The 17,046-nt window shown below is 69.3% G+C and carries 15 protein-coding genes and 1 riboswitch; of the genes, 7 read left to right on the top strand and 8 right to left on the bottom strand.

The window, feature by feature from the left end:
- The first annotated feature begins 45 nt into the window (after positions 1–45).
- The 5 genes from E6C64_RS14125 to E6C64_RS14105 all read left to right on the top strand — a co-directional run bounded on the left by E6C64_RS14125 (position 46) and on the right by E6C64_RS14105 (position 4,826).
- Positions 46–1,530, top strand: coding sequence for an SDR family NAD(P)-dependent oxidoreductase (locus E6C64_RS14125; RefSeq protein ID WP_136428124.1), 1,485 nt, complete (start codon positions 46–48; stop codon positions 1,528–1,530).
- A gap of 29 nt (positions 1,531–1,559) precedes the next feature.
- Positions 1,560–2,279 (top strand): 5-oxoprolinase subunit PxpA, encoded by a 720-nt coding sequence (locus E6C64_RS14120; RefSeq protein WP_199241072.1) that lies wholly within the window; start codon positions 1,560–1,562, stop codon positions 2,277–2,279.
- On the top strand, positions 2,276–2,893 hold the full coding sequence (locus E6C64_RS19465; protein ID WP_233255631.1) for a 5-oxoprolinase subunit B family protein: 618 nt from the start codon (positions 2,276–2,278) through the stop codon (positions 2,891–2,893). The genes E6C64_RS14120 and E6C64_RS19465 overlap by 4 nt, the downstream gene beginning before the upstream one ends.
- On the top strand, positions 2,890–3,759 hold the full coding sequence (locus E6C64_RS19460) for a 5-oxoprolinase subunit C family protein (RefSeq protein WP_136428121.1): 870 nt from the start codon (positions 2,890–2,892) through the stop codon (positions 3,757–3,759). The genes E6C64_RS19465 and E6C64_RS19460 overlap by 4 nt, the downstream gene beginning before the upstream one ends.
- Before the next feature lie 137 nt (positions 3,760–3,896).
- On the top strand, positions 3,897–4,826 hold the full coding sequence (locus tag E6C64_RS14105) for an endonuclease domain-containing protein (RefSeq protein ID WP_136428120.1): 930 nt from the start codon (positions 3,897–3,899) through the stop codon (positions 4,824–4,826).
- Between the two features lie 87 nt (positions 4,827–4,913).
- Here E6C64_RS14105 and E6C64_RS14100 read toward each other — a convergent pair whose 3' ends face one another.
- The 8 genes from E6C64_RS14100 to E6C64_RS14065 form a co-directional block, all read right to left on the bottom strand.
- Positions 4,914–5,807 (bottom strand): bifunctional methylenetetrahydrofolate dehydrogenase/methenyltetrahydrofolate cyclohydrolase, encoded by an 894-nt coding sequence (locus E6C64_RS14100; protein WP_136428119.1) that lies wholly within the window; start codon positions 5,805–5,807, stop codon positions 4,914–4,916.
- Between the two features lie 2 nt (positions 5,808–5,809).
- Positions 5,810–7,144 (bottom strand): serine hydroxymethyltransferase, encoded by a 1,335-nt coding sequence (gene glyA, locus E6C64_RS14095; protein WP_269846385.1) that lies wholly within the window; start codon positions 7,142–7,144, stop codon positions 5,810–5,812.
- 42 nt (positions 7,145–7,186) lie between these two features.
- Positions 7,187–7,293: riboswitch (ZMP/ZTP riboswitch) on the bottom strand.
- Between the two features lie 42 nt (positions 7,294–7,335).
- Complete coding sequence (locus E6C64_RS14090; protein ID WP_136428117.1) at positions 7,336–9,708, bottom strand: transglutaminase TgpA family protein; 2,373 nt, start codon at positions 9,706–9,708, stop codon at positions 7,336–7,338.
- On the bottom strand, positions 9,701–10,963 hold the full coding sequence (locus E6C64_RS14085; protein ID WP_136428116.1) for a DUF58 domain-containing protein: 1,263 nt from the start codon (positions 10,961–10,963) through the stop codon (positions 9,701–9,703). Before E6C64_RS14085 ends, E6C64_RS14090 begins: the two co-directional genes overlap by 8 nt.
- 100 nt (positions 10,964–11,063) lie before the next feature.
- Positions 11,064–12,029, bottom strand: coding sequence for an AAA family ATPase (locus E6C64_RS14080; protein ID WP_233255630.1), 966 nt, complete (start codon positions 12,027–12,029; stop codon positions 11,064–11,066).
- A 226-nt stretch (positions 12,030–12,255) separates the two neighbouring features.
- The gene (locus E6C64_RS14075) at positions 12,256–13,452 is read right to left on the bottom strand and encodes an MFS transporter (protein ID WP_158437869.1); all 1,197 of its coding nucleotides are present in this window, start codon (positions 13,450–13,452) and stop codon (positions 12,256–12,258) included.
- On the bottom strand, positions 13,449–14,633 hold the full coding sequence (locus tag E6C64_RS14070) for an MFS transporter (RefSeq protein WP_136428113.1): 1,185 nt from the start codon (positions 14,631–14,633) through the stop codon (positions 13,449–13,451). The genes E6C64_RS14075 and E6C64_RS14070 overlap by 4 nt, the downstream gene beginning before the upstream one ends.
- A gap of 232 nt (positions 14,634–14,865) precedes the next feature.
- Positions 14,866–16,080: an NADP-dependent isocitrate dehydrogenase gene (locus E6C64_RS14065; protein WP_136428112.1), complete on the bottom strand. Its 1,215-nt coding sequence runs from the start codon at positions 16,078–16,080 to the stop codon at positions 14,866–14,868.
- A 152-nt stretch (positions 16,081–16,232) separates the two neighbouring features.
- Here E6C64_RS14065 and E6C64_RS14060 point away from each other — a divergent pair, with 152 nt between their 5' ends.
- Positions 16,233–16,685, top strand: coding sequence for a GNAT family N-acetyltransferase (locus E6C64_RS14060; RefSeq protein ID WP_136428111.1), 453 nt, complete (start codon positions 16,233–16,235; stop codon positions 16,683–16,685).
- A gap of 18 nt (positions 16,686–16,703) precedes the next feature.
- A complete protein-coding gene (locus E6C64_RS14055) occupies positions 16,704–17,021 on the top strand; it encodes an MGMT family protein (protein WP_438941866.1) in 318 nt (105 codons plus the stop codon).
- The last annotated feature ends 25 nt before the right edge of the window (positions 17,022–17,046 follow it).

Genomic DNA, 17,046 nt, shown 5'->3' with positions numbered 1-17,046 from the left:
TCTGAAAGGACGTCCGCGAGCGGACGTCCACGGCACGTCGTGGAGATGAGAGAATCTTCCGTGCCATCTGAGGAATCGTCGACGCCGAGCGGGATCGACCCCGCGGACCTCGAGATCACCCTTCGAGTGCTCGACGCGATGGCATCGATCGATGACGAGCACCCGGACTTCGTCACCGTCCGCCGTGCGACAGCCGCCATGTTCAAGGCGGTCAAGCGGGAGCGCAGGCTCGAGACGCGATCGCGCATCCAGCAGAGCGACCGCGCTGTCGTCGCCGCCACGGCGACAGGTGCACCCGACCGCATCGACGACGAGACCCGCGGCATCCCGATCTCCGGCGTCGCCACCGAGCGCATCGCGGGGGTGCTGCTCAAGGCCCGTCCCTGCTACATCTGCAAGTCGACGTACACGGTCGTCGACGCCTTCTACCACCAGCTCTGCCCCGACTGCGCGGCGATGAGCCACGCCAAGCGGGACGCCCGCACCGATCTCTCCGGCAAGCGGGCCCTGCTGACCGGCGGGCGGGCGAAGATCGGCATGTACATCGCCCTGCGGCTCCTCCGCGACGGAGCGCACACCACGATCACCACACGGTTCCCGCGCGACGCGGTGCGGCGCTTCACCAGCCTGCCCGATTCCGCCGACTGGCTGCACCGTCTGCGCGTCGTCGGCATCGACCTGCGCGATCCTGCACAGGTCATCGCGCTGGCGGAGTCGGTGGCCGCGCAGGGGCCGCTCGACATCCTCATCAACAATGCGGCGCAGACCGTGCGTCGATCGCGCGGCGCCTACCAGCAGCTGGTCGAGGCCGAGCTCGCGCCCCTGCCCGACGGTCCGCTGCCCGAGCTCGAGACGTTCGGCCACACCAACGACGCCCATCCTCAGGCGCTCGAGCGCTCGGTGGCCGCCCATCCGATCCTCGCGGCCGCTGCCGCGCAGGCCGACGCCCTCACCGCGCAGGCGATGGCGCCCGGTTCGACATCGCTCGAGCGCCTGGCCGACGGGACCGCGATCGACGCCGGCGGACTGGTGCCCGATCTCGCCCCGGTCAACTCCTGGACGCAGAGCGTGGACGCCGTCGACCCGCTCGAGATGCTCGAGGTCCAGCTGGCCAACGAGACGGCGCCGTTCATCCTGATCTCCAAGCTGCGCAGATCGTTGGCCTCCTCAGCGGCGAAGCGCACCTACATCGTCAACGTCAGTGCGATGGAAGGCGTCTTCGGCCGCGGCTACAAGGGCCCCGGCCATCCGCACACCAACATGGCGAAGGCCGCCGTGAACATGCTCACCCGCACGAGCGCCCGCGAGCTGTTCGAGACGGACGGCATCCTGATGACGAGCGTCGACACCGGCTGGATCACCGACGAGCGGCCGCATCCCACCAAGGTGCGTCTGGCCGAGGAGGGCTTCCACGCCCCGCTCGACCTGGTCGACGGGGCCGCCCGGGTGTACGACCCGATCGTCCGTGGCGAGGCGGGCGAGGATCTGTTCGGCGTCTTCCTCAAGGACTACTCCCCCGGCTCGTGGTGAGGCGGCGTCGCTAGGCTCGTTGCGTGCGAATGGTCGATCTCAACTGCGACCTCGGAGAAGGATTCCCGGACGATGCGCGCATCTTCCCGCTGATCTCGAGCGCCAACATCGCCTGCGGCTTCCACGCGGGGAACGTCGATTCCATGCGCCGCGCCGTCGCGCTGGCGATGAGCCACGGCGTGACGGTCGGCGCGCACCCCTCCTACCGGGATCGGGCGGGCTTCGGCCGGCGTCCGGTCGAGATCCTGCCGGACGAGCTGGCCGAGCAGGTCCTCGAGCAGATCGAGGCGCTGCGATCGGCAGCGCGCCTCGAGGGAGGCGAGGTCCGCTATCTCAAGCCGCACGGCGCCCTCTACAACCGGATCGCGCACGACCCGGAGCAGGCCGACGCCGTCGCCCGAGCTGCAGCGACCGCCGACCTCCCGCTGCTCGGGCTCGCCGGCTCTGCGATCGATGCGGCAGCACGACGTCATGGAGTCCCCTTCATCGCAGAGGCGTTCGCCGATCGCGGCTTCCTCGCCGACGGCACGCTGGTGCCGAGAACGTCCCCCGGCGCGGTTCTGAGTGACCCCGAGGAGGTCGCAGAGCGAGTCGTCCTGATGATCGAGACGGGCACCGTCCAGGCATCCACCGGCGAGATCGTCCCCGTGGACGCCAGATCGCTCTGCGTGCACGGGGACTCCCCTGACGCGGTCGCCCTGCTGACCGCGATCCGCCGACGCGTGCCCACCGTCGAGGCATTCGCGTGAGGATCCTGCCATTCGGCGACCGCGCGGTCCTCGCCGAGTACGACTCGCTGTCGGCGACGATCGGCGCCTACCGCGCTCTGTCGGCGAGCACCCCGCGCGGACTCGTGGAGCTGGTGCCCGCCGCTCGCACGGTGCTGGTGCGGGTGGATCCCCAGGTGCTCCCGCTGGACGCCGCGCGACGCTGGCTGCTGTCGGTCCGTCCCGGGGATGAGCTCGATGGTCCGCTTCCGACCACTGTCACGATCGCCGTGACCTACGACGGCGAGGACCTCGACGATGCGGCCCGCCTTCTCGGCATCACCGTGGACGAGCTGATAGCTCGGCATACCGGCACGGAGTGGACCTGCGCGTTCGTCGGCTTCGCGCCAGGATTCGCCTATCTGACGAGTGCATCCGATCCGCTCGTCGTGCCTCGCCGTTCGACATCGCGGCCCGCCGTTCCGGCGGGCTCCGTCGGGCTGGCGGGCGAGTTCACCGGCGTTTACCCCCGAGAGTCGCCGGGCGGCTGGCAGCTGATCGGCCGCACCGACGCGGTGCTCTGGGATGCGACCAAGGACTTCCCGGCCCGCATCTCTCCGGGCGACCTCGTCCGTTTCACTGCGGTCGATCGATGAACGCGTTCGAGGTCGTCGCCGCAGGACCGATGACCCTGGTGCAGGACGGCGGGCGACCCGGACTCGCGCACCTCGGGGTCGGAGCATCCGGAGCCTTCGATCGCGGCGCCGCCCGGCTGGCCAACCGTCTCGTCGGAAATCGCTCCGGCGCCGCCGTGCTGGAGGTCCTCGTGGGCGGCCTCGAGATCCGGTTCGATTCCGATGCGTGGGTCGCGGTGACCGGCGCGTGGGGGCCGATCACGGCGATGGGCGCCGTCGAGCCGCACACCCCGACGCTCGTTCCCGCCGGACGGACCCTTCGGATCGGAACCGCCGAGCACGGGATCCGCTGGTATCTGGCCGTCCGGGGCGGCATCGCCGCGAATCCTGTGCTCGACTCCCGATCCCGGGACACCCTCGCCGCGCTCGGCCCCGCTCCGCTCGCAGAAGGCGACAGGGTGCTCGTCGGCGGTGACATCGAGGGGCCCGTACCTGGAATCGATCTGGTGCCGGTCGACCCTCCCGCGGACGGCCCGGTGAGGATCTCGGTGCGGCCCGGGCCCCGTGCCGACTGGTTCAGCTCGGACGCGTGGAGTCTCATGCTGGAATCGGCATGGACCACGTCGCCCCGATCCGACCGTACGGGCATCCGGCTCGAGGGGCCGACGCTCGAGCGGGCGCGCACAGGCGAGCTTCCGAGCGAGGGGATGATCCCTGGAGCGATCCAGGTCTCGCCCGATGGCGTCCCCACCATCCTGGGCGTCGACGCACCGGTGACGGGCGGCTATCCCGTCCTCGCGGTGGTGACCGACGGCTCCCTCGATGCCCTGGCTCAGCTCCGTCCCGGCCAGCCCGTGCGCTTCACCCTGGCCACCGGCCGCTCCTGACGCGCCCTCTCCCCCAGCTCTTCATACCAAATCAAGGAGTTTTTCGATCGGCCGCGCTCGGATCGGCATGAATAGGCTCCCGACCTGCGAGAACTCCTTGATTCGGTCGGTCATCACCAGGCGACATAGACGTCGACTTGTCCACCGATGCCCTCCAATCGACTTCAGCTTCTGGAGAAGTCGGCACTGTGCCGTGCATGACCCCATTGCAACGCCACATCGAAGCTCACGGTTCCCTGATTGCAACCCATGAACTGCACGCACTCGGCTTCGCGCGCTCGTCGATTGCCCGAGCGATAGCCGACCACGAGGTGATCCGAATCCGTCAAGGCTGGTACGCGAACCCATGGTTGGGTATCGCGGCTCAGCAGGCAGCACGCGTCGGCGGCCAGCTGGCGTGCAGCAGCGCTGCCGTTGAGCTCGGCCTTTGGGTTCCCGGAACGCAGCGCAACATCCATGTCTGCGTCGAGCCGAACGCAGCGCAGCTTCGCACGGGCACGAGCTACCGCACGCGTCTGTCCTCGCTGCCGGACGAGCCCGTGGTCGTGCACTGGTCCGGTCGCGATCTCAAGGGCTCACGGGTAGTCGTGAGTGCAGAAGCATGCATCCGCCAGGTCATGTCGTGCCATTCGGCCGAGTTCGCTCTTGTGGTTGCGGAGTCCGCACTGAATCGCCGTCGCATCTCCCTCGACGACTGGACGCACATCGCCGCCTCGGCCCCGGCACGGCTGAGGGCGATCATGGCCACCGCCTCTCACCGCTCAGACAGCGGCACGGAATCGCTCTTCGTCTACCGGATGTCGCAACTGGGGATCCCTGTGCGGCAGCAGGTCAGAGTCGATGGAGTCGGCTACATCGACTGCCTCATCGGCGAGCGGCTTGTCATCGAGCTCGACAGCATCGCGCATCACTCCGATCCGACGAACGATCGTCGACGGGATGCGCGGCTCAGCGCGCTCGGATACCGCGTGCTCCGGTTCATGTATCACCAGGTGATGGATAACTGGCCGGAGGTGGAGAACGCAGTACTCGCCGCTATCTCGCGCGGCGACCACTTGCAGGCTTGACCCCATACCGAATCAAGGAGTTTCGTCAATCCAGCGACCTAGGAATGCAGATCCGGAGGCCCCGGAGCGAGAAAGTCCTTGATTTGGTCAGGAAGGGCGGGCGGCGAGCTGACGTTCGGCGGCCTGGACGACGTTGGCGACCAGCAGGGCGCGGGTCATCGGGCCCACCCCGCCCGGATTCGGCGAGAGCCAACCGGCCACCTCGGCCACCGCGGGATCGATGTCGCCGGTGAGCTTCGCCTTGCCGGTCTCATGATCGATGACGCGGGTGACCCCTACGTCGAGCACGGCGGCGCCGGGCTTGATCCAGTCCGCCTGGACGAGATGCGGAACGCCGACGGCGGCCACGACGACGTCTCCGCGGCGAACCTCCGTGGCGAGGTCGGGCGTGCGGGAATGGGCCAGGGTGACGGTCGCGTCGATCCCCTTGCGGGTGAGCAGCAGACCGAGCGGCCTTCCGACCGTCAGACCTCGGCCGAGAACGACGACATGCTTGCCGGGCAGCTCCACGCCGTGCCGATGCAGCAGCTCGACGATGCCGGCCGGGGTGCACGGCAGTGGCGACGTGAGCTCGCCGTCGACGCCGAGGACCAGGCGTCCGAGGTTGGTGGGGTGCAGTCCGTCCGCATCCTTGGATGGATCGATGCGCTCGAGCGCGGCGTTCGCGTCCATGCCCTGCGGCAGCGGGAGCTGGACGATGTAGCCGGTGACTGCGGGATCGGCATTGAGCCGATCGATGGCCGCCATGACGTCCGCCTCGCTGGCGTCGCCGGGCAGGTCGACGCGGATGGACTCCACTCCGACCTCGGAGCAGTCGCGGTGCTTGCCGGCGACGTAGGCGTGCGATGCGGGGTCGTCGCCGACGAGAAGCGTGCCCAGTCCGGGCACGATGCCGCGGATCCGCAGCGCATCGACCCGCTCGCGGAGCTCGGCCTTGATCGCGGCGGCGGTCGCCGTGCCGTCGAGTCGCGCAGCGCTCACGCTCAGACGACCGACGGGGCGAGCTCGTGCTGCTGCAGCGGCATGCCGCTGGCATCCAGGCCCGCGTACAGCGGGAAGCGGGCGGCGAGCGCCGTCACTCGCGTGCGCAGCGCAGCGAGATCGGGCTCCGGAAGCAGGGCGGCGGCGATGATGTCAGCGACCTCGGTGAACTCGGCATCGCCGAAGCCGCGGGTGGCGAGCGCAGGCGTGCCGATCCGGACGCCGGAGGTGACCATGGGAGGGCGGGGGTCGAACGGGACCGAGTTGCGGTTGACCGTGATGCCGACCTGGTGCAGCACATCCTCGGCGGTCTTGCCGTCGATCTCGGACTCGCGCAGGTCGACGAGCACGAGGTGCACGTCGGTGCCGCCGGTCAGCACGTCGATGCCCGCCGCCTTGGCATCGGGCTGGGTGAGCCGGTCGGCCAGGATCTGCGCACCGCGCAGGGTGCGCTCCTGGCGGTCGCGGAACTCGGGCTCTGCCGCCAGCTTGAAGGCGGTGGCCTTGGCCGCGATCACATGCATCAGCGGGCCGCCCTGCTGACCCGGGAAGACGGCGGAGTTGAGCTTCTTGAAGAGCTCCTCGTCGTTGCTCAGGATGAAGCCGGAGCGCGGGCCGCCGATGGTCTTGTGCACCGTGCTGGAGACCACGTGGGCGTGCGGAACCGGCGAGGGGTGCAGCCCTGCGGCGACGAGACCGGCGAAGTGCGCCATGTCGACCCACAGCTTGGCGCCGATCTCATCGGCGACCGCGCGGAAGGCGGCGAAGTCGAGCTGACGCGAGTAGGCGGACCAGCCGGCGATGATCACCGTCGGGCGGTGCTCGAGCGCGCGCGAGCGGACCACGTCCATGTCGACGAGAAATGTCTCGGGGTCGACGCCGTAGGAGACGGCGTTGTACAGGCGGCCGGAGAAGTTGAGCTTCATGCCGTGCGTGAGGTGCCCGCCGTGCGCGAGCTCAAGGCCGAGGATGGTGTCGCCGGGGCTGGCGATGGCGTGCAGCACGGCCGCGTTCGCGCTGGCGCCGGAGTGCGGCTGGACGTTCGCGAACTTCGCACCGAACAGCGACTTGGCACGGCTGATCGCCAGCTCCTCCGCCACGTCGACGAATTCGCAGCCGCCGTAGTAGCGCCGTCCGGGATAGCCCTCTGCGTACTTGTTGGTCAGCACGGAGCCCTGCGCCTCGAGCACGGCCCGCGGCACGAAGTTCTCGCTGGCGATCATCTCGAGCGTGGACTGCTGACGGTCGAGCTCGTTCGCGAGCACGGCGGCGATCTCCGGATCGACGACCGAGAGCGGCTCGAGGAAGGTGGACGGAAGTGAGGCGGGGGTGGTCACGGGTCCTACTCCAAACGACGGGAAGCGCACTGACAGGTCGGATGCGGTGGCCCAGGCGTACGGCCACATCCGTGTCAGTCGTTCCCCGGTGGTAGGCCCACCCTGGAGCTCCTCGGAAGGATGCTCCCGCGCCAGTCGCGACGGCGCCAGCTTAGCAAACGTGCACGAGCCCGCCGGTGGCCGTGTCTCGACTACCGCCGTGCGGCGGCGACGATGCCTCGGATCCGGAAGAGCGAGCGCGGGGTGAGGAACGCGCGGACCCGCTCCAGACGGGTCGCCCGGGTGCGGAGTCGGTGGATCAGCACCTCCACCTCGCGGGCCGAAGGCGGTCCATCGATCGCATCGTCGAGCTCACCGCTCGACGCATCGACGGGCGCTCCAGCCGACGTCCCGGCAGGTCCGTGGCCCTCGGACGTGACGGGTTGGCCTGCACGCTGAGTCGGTGCCGGCCGGGGGCGCGCGTAGCGCTCGCGTTCCACCGCACTCACCAGTCGATCGAGCGCGGGCGCGTCGCCGAGAACGTCGCCGATGGTCGCTCCGACGGCGCGAGGAGTGAGCTGCTGGGGAGGGATCACGCCGAGATCCACCGCCGTGTCGGCCAGTTCGTCGAGCGCGGGTCCGGCACGTCCGCCCGCGAGGCGGCCGAGTCGCAGTCGGCGCCGTGCGATCCGGGTCCCCGCCGGCACGAGCACCAACAGCAGCACGGCCACGCTCAGAAGCCACACCGACAGGGTGTTGGCAGCGCTGGTGGCGGCGGCGCTGGAGGTGGGTCCGGCCGCCTCCTCGCGCTCGACCGTGTCCGGTGCGGCGGCGGTCGCGGTGCTCGCGCCGGGATCCGTCGCGGCGGCCTGGACACCGAAGGAGTACTCGGGCGCCTCGCCCCGGCTGGGTGTCGGCTCGAACCGCGTCCAGCCGACGCCGGGGAAGTACAGCTCGGGCCAGGCGTGCAGATCGTGCGAGGTCACCTCGAAGGTGTCACCGGCGTTGATCTGACGCTCCCCCGGCTGGTAGCCGACCGCCAGCCGTGCCGGGATGCCGAGCGAGCGTGCCATCGCTGTCATGGCGGAGGCGAAGTGGATGCAGTAGCCGCGCTTGGCAGCGAGGAACGCCTCGACGACGGCCATGCCGTCGCCGTCGTAGCCCGCTTGGACCGGAGCCTCCTCGTCGTAGACGAAGGTGGTGTTGCGGAAGTACGCCTGCAGCGCGACGGCCTTCTCGTAGTCGGTGGTGGCATCCGCGGTGACCTGGGCCGCCGTGTCGGCGATGATCTGCGGAGAGCCTTCCGGCAGGTCGAGGTAGCGCGCGAAGCCGGGCGGGAGCTCACCGCTCGCGTTCTGCAGCTGCTCCGGAGTGGGCGAGATGGCGAGGCTGTTCACGGTGTACTCGCCGGCCGGCTGCGTGGATCGGGCGGACTCGACGCTGAGCGAGTCCGCGCTCCACACCCAGTCGCCGTCGAGGCCGTCGATGGAGGTCGCCGGATAGGGCACCGGGAGCCACTGACGGCGATCGAACCGGTCGGACACCTTCGTCGTGACCTCGGTCCGACTCACCGCATCATCGAGGCCGGTGGGAGCGGCGAACTCGGAGAGCTCGACGCCGCCGTCGGAGGAGTCGAGGTCGCTCGGCGTCCAATCCTGGCCGCTGAGGTCGTCGATCGTCACGACCCGCAGATAGACCGGATCGTCGGAGGTCGTCTCGTAGGTGAGGGTGACGACATCTGCGCCCTGACGCAGGTGCGCGCCGAGCCGGACGAGCGGGTCGCCGCCCTGGCCGAAGACGGGCAGCAGCGACGAGGCCGACGCCGGTCGCTCGGCGAAGGGAGGCAGCGCCGCCTGCAGGAAGAGCGCGCCGATCACAGCGATGGCCGCGGAGCCCGCCGCGAAGCCGGCCGGGAACTGGCCCGTGTCCCGGCGGCGGTCCAGCAGGATCAGCGCCAGGAAGACGACCGCAGTCAGCGCGACGCCGCGAAGCCCGTCGTCGTCCGCGACGACCCGATAGGGAACGATCGTGAGCAGAAGGAGCGGGATGCCGGACAGCAGCGGAAGCCTGGCTCCGACCACGAGCGCCTCGATCAGCAGGGCGAGGACACCCACGCCCGCCGCCATCATCAGCTGGAGACCGGGGGTCAGCGTGGCGGGGATCGTGTCGGCGTAGATCTGCACGAACGCCTGCTGGATGGTCGCAGCGATCTGATCCACGGTGTCGAGGGTGGGAACGAAGCCGAGCCACAGCGAGCCCTGCCCGTAGAAGAGGACCGTCAGCAGCGCGATGACGATCAATCCGCTCAGCAGGGACAGGAGCCAGCTGCGGCCGAGCCGACGGACGAGGCCGGCCGCTCCGACCGCCGCGGCGGCGTAGACCGCCGCCGTCAACCACCATCCGGACCCGATCACGAGGGTTCCCAGTGACCCGGAGGCCACGAGGACCGCGACGACCGAGAGCACGCTGATCGCCCAGGTCGGCTGACGCTGGCGCGATGACGAGGTCGAAGGAGCGCCGGAGCGGGAGCCCGCCGGGTCGGGAGCTTCGACGGCGGGTCGGGGCAGGACGGCGCGGTCAGTCACGGGCTGCTCCTGCCGGGTTGAGCTGACGCCAGGCTTCCGCCGGGTCGGTGTCGGGGGTCGCGGTGCCGATCCGCCAGCCCGAATGCCAGAGCGCGTCGGGGATCTCGGGCAGCGCGTCGTCGATGAGCATGACGGCGGCGCGGCCGAGACTCCCCCGTCGGGCCGCGAGATCGGAGATGTCCGACGGCATCCCCGCCCCGAGCACGACGAACGCGCTAGCCGGTCGGGAGGCGAGCTGCTCGGTCAGTCGGGCGAGGTAGGCGTCCCCGCGATTGGAGCGCCGCTCGACACTGGCCAGAGACACGAGCGCCTCGAGAACCGTCCGATCGTCCATGTCCGGCGACGCGGGATCGGGAGCGGTCTCGACGAGCGTCACTGTCGTGTCGCCATCGGACAGATGATCGACGAGCGACGCGGCGAAGGCCACAGCCCATTCGAAGCTGGCTCGGGATCGGTAGGCATCGCGGCGTGTGTCGAGCACGACCACGGCACGACTGTTCTCCTGACGCTGCTCCTGGCGGACCATCAGCTCGCCGCGGTGGGCGGTGGCCCGCCAGTGCACGTGACGCAGGGCATCTCCGGCCCGATACTCGCGGGCGATCACGTCATCGCTGCCCCGACCGGCCTTCCATGACCGCACGGCCGAGTCGGTCACGTTGACCTGGCCGGTCACCCCGCCGTCGAGCGGTGTGATCCGCGGGAGCACGACGAGCTCTTCGGCCTCCCCCACGATCTGCTCGTGCAGGCACAGTCCGAACGGATCGGTGCGTCGCACGACCATCGGGCCGACGGCGAAGACTCCACGCGAGCTGGTCTCGAGCGGATAGCGCAGTCGAGCCGTGGAGCGAGAGCTGCCGAAGCCGGCGAGCGCGGGAAGGGAACGATGCGGAGGCGCTGCGAGACCGGATGGGGTGAGGTCCCGCCAGGTCTCCGATCCGGTGCGGATCCACGATCGATTGGCCACGTCGATGGTCACCATCGCCGTCTGTCCTGCGCTGATCGGCTGAGGATCGATGCGCCGAGAGGCGGCGAGCGACGTGGCCCGCGTACGCACCGCGACGACCGTCGCGACCAGCAGCAGCGCGAGGATGCAGGCGACGTAGAGCAGATCGCGCCAGGCGGACGAGTAGGCCACGATGAAGGCGACCGCGGCCGCACTCGCCAGCACCCACCCGCGACGGGTCAGACGCGGGATGCTCACCCCGCGGCGGATGCGCGCAGGCTGATCGCGGTCGATCGGGCTGCGGTCCGTCATCGTGGTGGGGTCATCGTGGTCTGGTCATCGGGACGGGGTCATCCGGTTGGGTTCGGTTGGGTTCGGCTGTCTGGTTCGCTCGGCCGGGGAAAAAACGCGATCAGCCGCGCGGCACCGGAGTCGCGGCGACGACCGAGCGCACGACCTCGGCGGAGGTCAGCGCCTCCGTCGTGCCGCTGCGCGCGATCGCCTGACGGGAGGGCAGCAGACGGTGGGCGAGCACGGGAATGGCGAGATCCGACAGGTCGTCGGGGATCACGTACTCGCGCCCGTCCAGCAGGGCACGGGCCTTCGCCGCGCGCGCGAACTGGAGGGTCGCGCGCGGACTGGCACCGAGCCGCAGATCGGGGTGGGCACGGGTGGCGGTGATGATGCCGAGGAGGTACTGCTCGACGGTGGGCGAGAGGTAGACGGCGCGAGCCGCGGCGATCAGGCCCGCGAGCTCCTCGGTGTCGATCACGGGACGGACCGCGGCGATCGGGCTCTGGCTCTCACGCGATCGCAGCATCGCGAGCTCCGCACGAGGATCGGGATACCCCATCGACATCGAGGCCATGAAGCGGTCGCGCTGCGCCTCGGGCAGTGCGTAGGTCCCATCCATCTCGATGGGGTTCTGGGTCGCGACCACCATGAAGGGATTGGGCAGCTGCCAGGTGCGGCCGTCGACGGTGACCTGCCCCTCCTCCATGCACTCGAGCAGCGCGGACTGGGTCTTCGGTGAGGCGCGATTGATCTCGTCGCCGATCACGAGGTTGGCGAAGACGGCGCCGGGCTTGAACTCGAACTGGCCCGCGGCCTGATCGAAGACGGACACTCCGGTCACGTCGGACGGCAGGAGGTCGGGGGTGAACTGGATCCGGCTGATGGAGCCGCCGATCGAGCGGGCGAGCGCCTTGGCGAGCATGGTCTTGCCCACTCCCGGCACGTCCTCGATGAGCAGATGCCCCTCGGCGACCAGCACGGTCAAGGCGATCGAGGCTGCCTCGGGCTTGCCGTCGATGACGGTCTGCACAGAGGTGAGCACCCTGTCCGCAGCGCTGCGGAGTGCCTTGTCGATCGCGGTCATTCCGCTCTCCCACACTGATTCATGGTTCCTCATCGTCACTCGGTGCGGTAACCATAACCGACCCGTCTGAACAGAGTGTCGGGGGCGGAAGTATGCCCAGGCAGACCACGGCTACGCACTGTTTCCGGGACTTCTCCGATGTGGCCTTGCCCGCGGCTGCCCTCGTTCTCGCGCCCCCGCGTCGGCCGCCACGGGTCATCCTGTTTCCTGCCGCGGCGCTCGGCATTCAGCGGTTCGTACTTGACCCTCTGGTGACGAGCAGGACCACGAGCCCGACGGCGATGACCGCTGCGCTGACCAGCGGCAGACCTTCGAGTCCGATCGGCGAGATGAGCACCGCACCGATCAGCGCGCCGATTCCGATGCCGAAGTTGAAGCTGGTCGTCTGGACGGCAGCGGCCAGATCGCGGATGCGGGGCGATGCGACGTGCATCATCCGGGTCTGCAGCAGTGCGGGCAGGGCCCCGATGGCGACCCCCCACAGCACGACGACGGCGACGTACACCGGGACGACGGTCGGCAGCAGCCAGATGAGCAGCACCGAGGCGGCGGAGACGGTCATGAAGGAGGTCGCCGCGATGAACGGATACCGTCCGCCGAAGACGCCCGCCAGCACCAGTCCGACGGCGCCCGCGACTCCGTACAACAGCAGCAGCCCCGGCACCGCGTCGGCGGGGAGGCCGGCCGTCTCGATAGAGAACGGTGCGATGTAGGTGTAGAAGATGTTCTGCCCCGTCAGCAGGATCACGATGAGCAGCGCCGTCAGCAGCACGCCGCGGAGTGACGGATCACGCCGGGCCCGGATCTCCTCCCCCGGCTCTCCGGAGGGCACGTACCGCTCGATGGGCGGCAGCCAGCGGATCACGAGGAGCGTGAGCAGTGCCACGACGATGGCGATGACCACGAAGGCGAGCCGCCATCCGACGGCGTGCCCGATCGCCGTGCCGGCCGGGACGCCGAGCACGAAGGCCGCCGTGCCGCCGGCTCCGGAGACCGCGACCGCCCGCGCGAGCTGCTGCCTCGGCACCAGGTGGGCGGCGTAGGCGCCGACGACCGCCCAGAACAGTCCATGGCAGAGCCCGGCGAAGACTCGGGCTCCGACGAGCAGCTCGTACGTCGGCGCCAGTGCGGCACAGACGTTGGCGACGGCGTTCGCCGACATGACGATGACGACCAGCCGCTTGCGCGGCACTCGCCGGGTCAGCGCTGCCAGCGGAGTGGTCGCCACCACCACCGTCACGGCGAAGACGGTCACCAGGATGCCCGTCTGCGAGAGCGAGACGCCGAGGTCGGCAGCCATGTCCGGCAGCAGGCCGGTGGGGAGGAACTCCCCGGTCACGAGGGTGAAGATCGCGCCAGCGAGCACGATCAAGGCGAAATACGGGAACGACGGCAGGGTCTCGCGACCGCGGGCCGCGGTCACCGGCCCAGCTCCCGGCGGTGACTGAGCACGAAGAAGGCGAGGCCTGCGGCCATGAGACCGCCCGCGATGAACGGCAGCCCCTCGAGGCCGATCGGTCCGATCGCCAGCGCGCCGAGCAGGGAGCCTCCCGCGATGCCGAAGTTGAAGAAGGTGCTGATCCCTGCGGATGCCAGATCCCGTACCCGCAGCGACGCCACCCGCATGTTCCGCGTGCCCAGCAGCGTGGGGATGGCGGCGAGTGCGATCGACCAGACGATGAGTGCGATCACGAAGAACAGCATGGAGGAGGCGAAGAGGCCGATCGCGAGAACGATCAGCACCGCCGTCGCGATGGAGGCGATGATCGCGGCCATCGGATAGCGGTCGCCCACGATGCCCGAGATGACGAGGCCGATGGCACCCGCGCAGCCGTAGAGCAGGAGGAGCCCGGGCACGACCTCGGCGGGAGCGCCCACGACATCGATGGAGAACGGAGTGATGTAGGTGTAGAAGGCGAACTGGCCGGTCATCACGACGGCGATCGTGATGCACACCTTCATCACCGACCAGAAGCTCGGATCGCGCACGACCGCGCCGAGCTGGGCTCCCTGCGCCCCCTCGACGGAGGGCGCGATCGGCGGGAGCACGCGCAGCACCAGGAGGGCGAACGCGAGCATGATGACCGCGATGACGCCGAAGGCGAGCCGCCAGTCGAGGGCGTGACCCAGGGCGGTTCCGAGCGGCACGCCCAGCACCGAGGCGGCTGTTCCGCCCGTGCTCGTCAGCGCGATCGCGCGCCCGAGCTGCTCCTTCGGCACGAGGTGCGCGGCGTAGGAGCCGATCACGGCCCAGAACAGGCCATGGCACAGACCGGCGAGGATGCGAGCGCCGAGCAGCAGCTCATAGCTGGGGGCGAGCGCCGCCAGCAGAGTGGCCGTCGCGTTCACAAGCAGCACGACGACGACGAGGCCCTTGCGCGAGAAGCCTCGGGTAAGTGAGGCGAGCGGAATGGTGGTCAGCAGGACCGTGACGGCGAAGACGGTGACGAGGATGCCCGCCTGGGAGACGCTCACGTCGAGATCCGCGGCCATGTCCGGCAGCAGGCCGGTGGGCAGGAACTCCCCCGTCATCGAGACGAAGATCGCGCCGGCCAGGACGAGCAGCGCCGCGAGCGGGAAGCGGGTGGCGGGCGGCGCTGTCATGTCCTCCCGAGCCTAGGGCTCCACTCCACCGCCCCGCCGCCCCACCGCTCCCCGAGGTGTACGTTCCGGCCGAGTGTGCACGGAATTACGGGCACATTCGTCGCTCTTCGTGCACATGATCGAGCCGCATGGATTGGGAACCATCGGCCTCGAATTGGTCATGTGCACGAAACCGGCCCCATGTGCGCGAAATTTCGCGCACATGGGGCCGGAACGTACACACAGAGGTGGGTCAGCCGAGGCGGGCCTTGAGGTTCTCCGCCAGCGAGTCCAGGAACTCGTCGGTGGTCTGGTAGGCCTGGTCGGGCCCGACGAGCAGCGCCAGGTCCTTGGTCATCTTGCCGCTCTCGACGGTCGTGATGACGACGTCCTCGAGGGTCTCGGTGAAGGTGAGCAGCTCGGCGTTGTCGTCGAGCTTCGCGCGATGCGCGAGCCCGCGCGTCCAGGCGTAGATCGACGCGATCGGGTTCGTGGAGGTGGGCTTGCCCTGCTGCCACTGGCGGTAGTGCCGCGTGACGGTGCCGTGCGCCGCCTCAGCCTCGACGATCTTGCCGTCGGGCGTGAAGAGCACGCTCGTCATCAGGCCGAGGGAGCCGAAGCCCTGCGCGACGGTGTCGGACTGCACATCGCCGTCGTAGTTCTTGGCTGCCCAGACGTAGCCGCCCTCCCACTTGAGCGCCGCGGCGACCATGTCGTCGATGAGGCGGTGCTCGTAGGTGATGCCGGCCGCGGCGAACTTGTCGGCGAAGTCCGCCTCGAACACCTCCTGGAACAGGTCCTTGAACCGGCCGTCGTAGGCCTTGAGGATCGTGTTCTTCGTGGAGAGGTAGACCGGGTAGTTGCGGGCGAGCCCGTAGTTGAGGCTGGCGCGGGCGAAGTCGCGGATCGAGTCGTCGAGGTTGTACATCGCCATGGCGACACCGCTGGAGGGCGCCTGGAAGACCTCGAACGACTGCGCCTCGCTGCCGTCGGCGGGAGCGAAGCTGACGGTCAGCGTGCCCGGGCCGTCGAAGCGGAAGTCCGTGGCCTTGTACTGATCGCCGAACGCGTGACGGCCGACGATGATCGGCTTGTTCCAGCCGGGGACCAGACGCGGGATGTTCGAGATGATGATCGGCTCGCGGAAGATCACGCCGCCGAGGATGTTGCGGATGGTCCCGTTCGGGCTCTTCCACATCTTCTTGAGGCCGAACTCCTTGACCCTCGCCTCGTCGGGCGTGATGGTCGCGCACTTGACGCCGACGCCGTGCTTGAGGATGGCGTGGGCGGAGTCGATCGTGACCTGGTCGTCGGTCGCGTCGCGGTTCTCCATGCCGAGGTCGTAGTACTCGAGATCGACATCGAGGTAGGGGTGGATCAGGGTGTCCTTGATCCTCTGCCAGATGATCCTGGTCATCTCATCGCCGTCGAGCTCGACGACGGTTCCCTCGACCTTGATCTTCGCCACGTGCATACTCCTCGACATCATCGGCGGCGCCGAACGAGCGCCCGGACCAGCTTATCCGCACGTCAGATAGCTCGACGTCGAGCTACCTCATCGCTCGCGGCGGGGCTCCCTTGGGGGATGCGCGGCATCGCACCGGACAGTAATCTGACCCCATGGGCACCCTGCGCCTCGAGGAGCTGAACGCCGGCAACATCGTCGCCGCGAACACCCTCACGCTCAAGCCGGGCCAGGAGCAGTTCGTGGCGCCCGTCTCGCACTCCATCGCCGAGGCCTACGTCAACCCGACCACCGCCTGGCCACGCGTGGTCCTCGAGGACGACGAGGTCGCCGGATTCATCATGGCCAACTTCGATCCGGACGCCGACCAGGAGGAGTTCCGCAGCTGCATCTGGCGGATCAACGTCGCCGCCCACGCGCAGGGCCACGGCGTCGGCACATTCGCCGTCCGGGCTCTCGCCGACGAAGCGCGCGACCGCGGATTCCGACGACTCACCGTCATCTACGAGACGGGCGATGAGGGCCCCGAGGCCTTCTTCAGCCACGTCGGATTCAGACAGTTCCGCGAGACCCGGTACGGCGAGGCCATCGCCGCGCTCGATCTCTGAGCCCGCGCGCACGTGGCGGTGTTCGAGCGGTCCGGGGAGTACTCCGAGCAGGTGCTCGAGATCGTCGCGCAGATCCCGGCAGGCCGAGTGATGACCTATGGAGACGTGGCCTGGGTGTTCGGCCGACCCGGCGCACGGGCCGTCGGGATGGTGATGCGATACCGCGGGTCGGAGGTCGCGTGGTGGCGGGTGATCCGCGCCGGCGGCCATCCGCCGACCGGTCACGCCGACGTGGCGCGGACGCACTACGAGGCGGAGGGCACGCCGCTGCTGCCCGCGGATACGCCCGAGGGCTACCGCATCGATCTCAGGCAGGCGGCCTGGTCGCCGGAATGACCTCGTGAGTCGCCCAGTTCTGCCG

The organism is Naasia lichenicola (genome assembly GCF_004801885.1).
Classification (GTDB): Bacteria; Actinomycetota; Actinomycetes; order Actinomycetales; family Microbacteriaceae; genus Naasia; species Naasia lichenicola.
This window is presented reverse-complemented; position numbering and strand designations above follow the sequence as displayed.

What these genes read in the sequence shown, in the direction of transcription:
- E6C64_RS14120 (WP_199241072.1), top strand. Translation starts at nt 1,560, where the DNA reads ATGGTCGATCTCAACTGCGACCTCGGAGAAGGATTCCCGGACGATGCG.
- E6C64_RS14085 (WP_136428116.1), bottom strand. Translation starts at nt 10,963, where the DNA reads ATGACGGACCGCAGCCCGATCGACCGCGATCAGCCTGCGCGCATCCGC.
- E6C64_RS14080 (WP_233255630.1), bottom strand. Translation starts at nt 12,029, where the DNA reads ATGACCGCGATCGACAAGGCACTCCGCAGCGCTGCGGACAGGGTGCTC.
- E6C64_RS14060 (WP_136428111.1), top strand. Translation starts at nt 16,233, where the DNA reads ATGGGCACCCTGCGCCTCGAGGAGCTGAACGCCGGCAACATCGTCGCC.
- E6C64_RS14125 (WP_136428124.1), top strand. Translation starts at nt 46, where the DNA reads ATGAGAGAATCTTCCGTGCCATCTGAGGAATCGTCGACGCCGAGCGGG.
- E6C64_RS19460 (WP_136428121.1), top strand. Translation starts at nt 2,890, where the DNA reads ATGAACGCGTTCGAGGTCGTCGCCGCAGGACCGATGACCCTGGTGCAG.
- E6C64_RS14070 (WP_136428113.1), bottom strand. Translation starts at nt 14,633, where the DNA reads ATGACAGCGCCGCCCGCCACCCGCTTCCCGCTCGCGGCGCTGCTCGTC.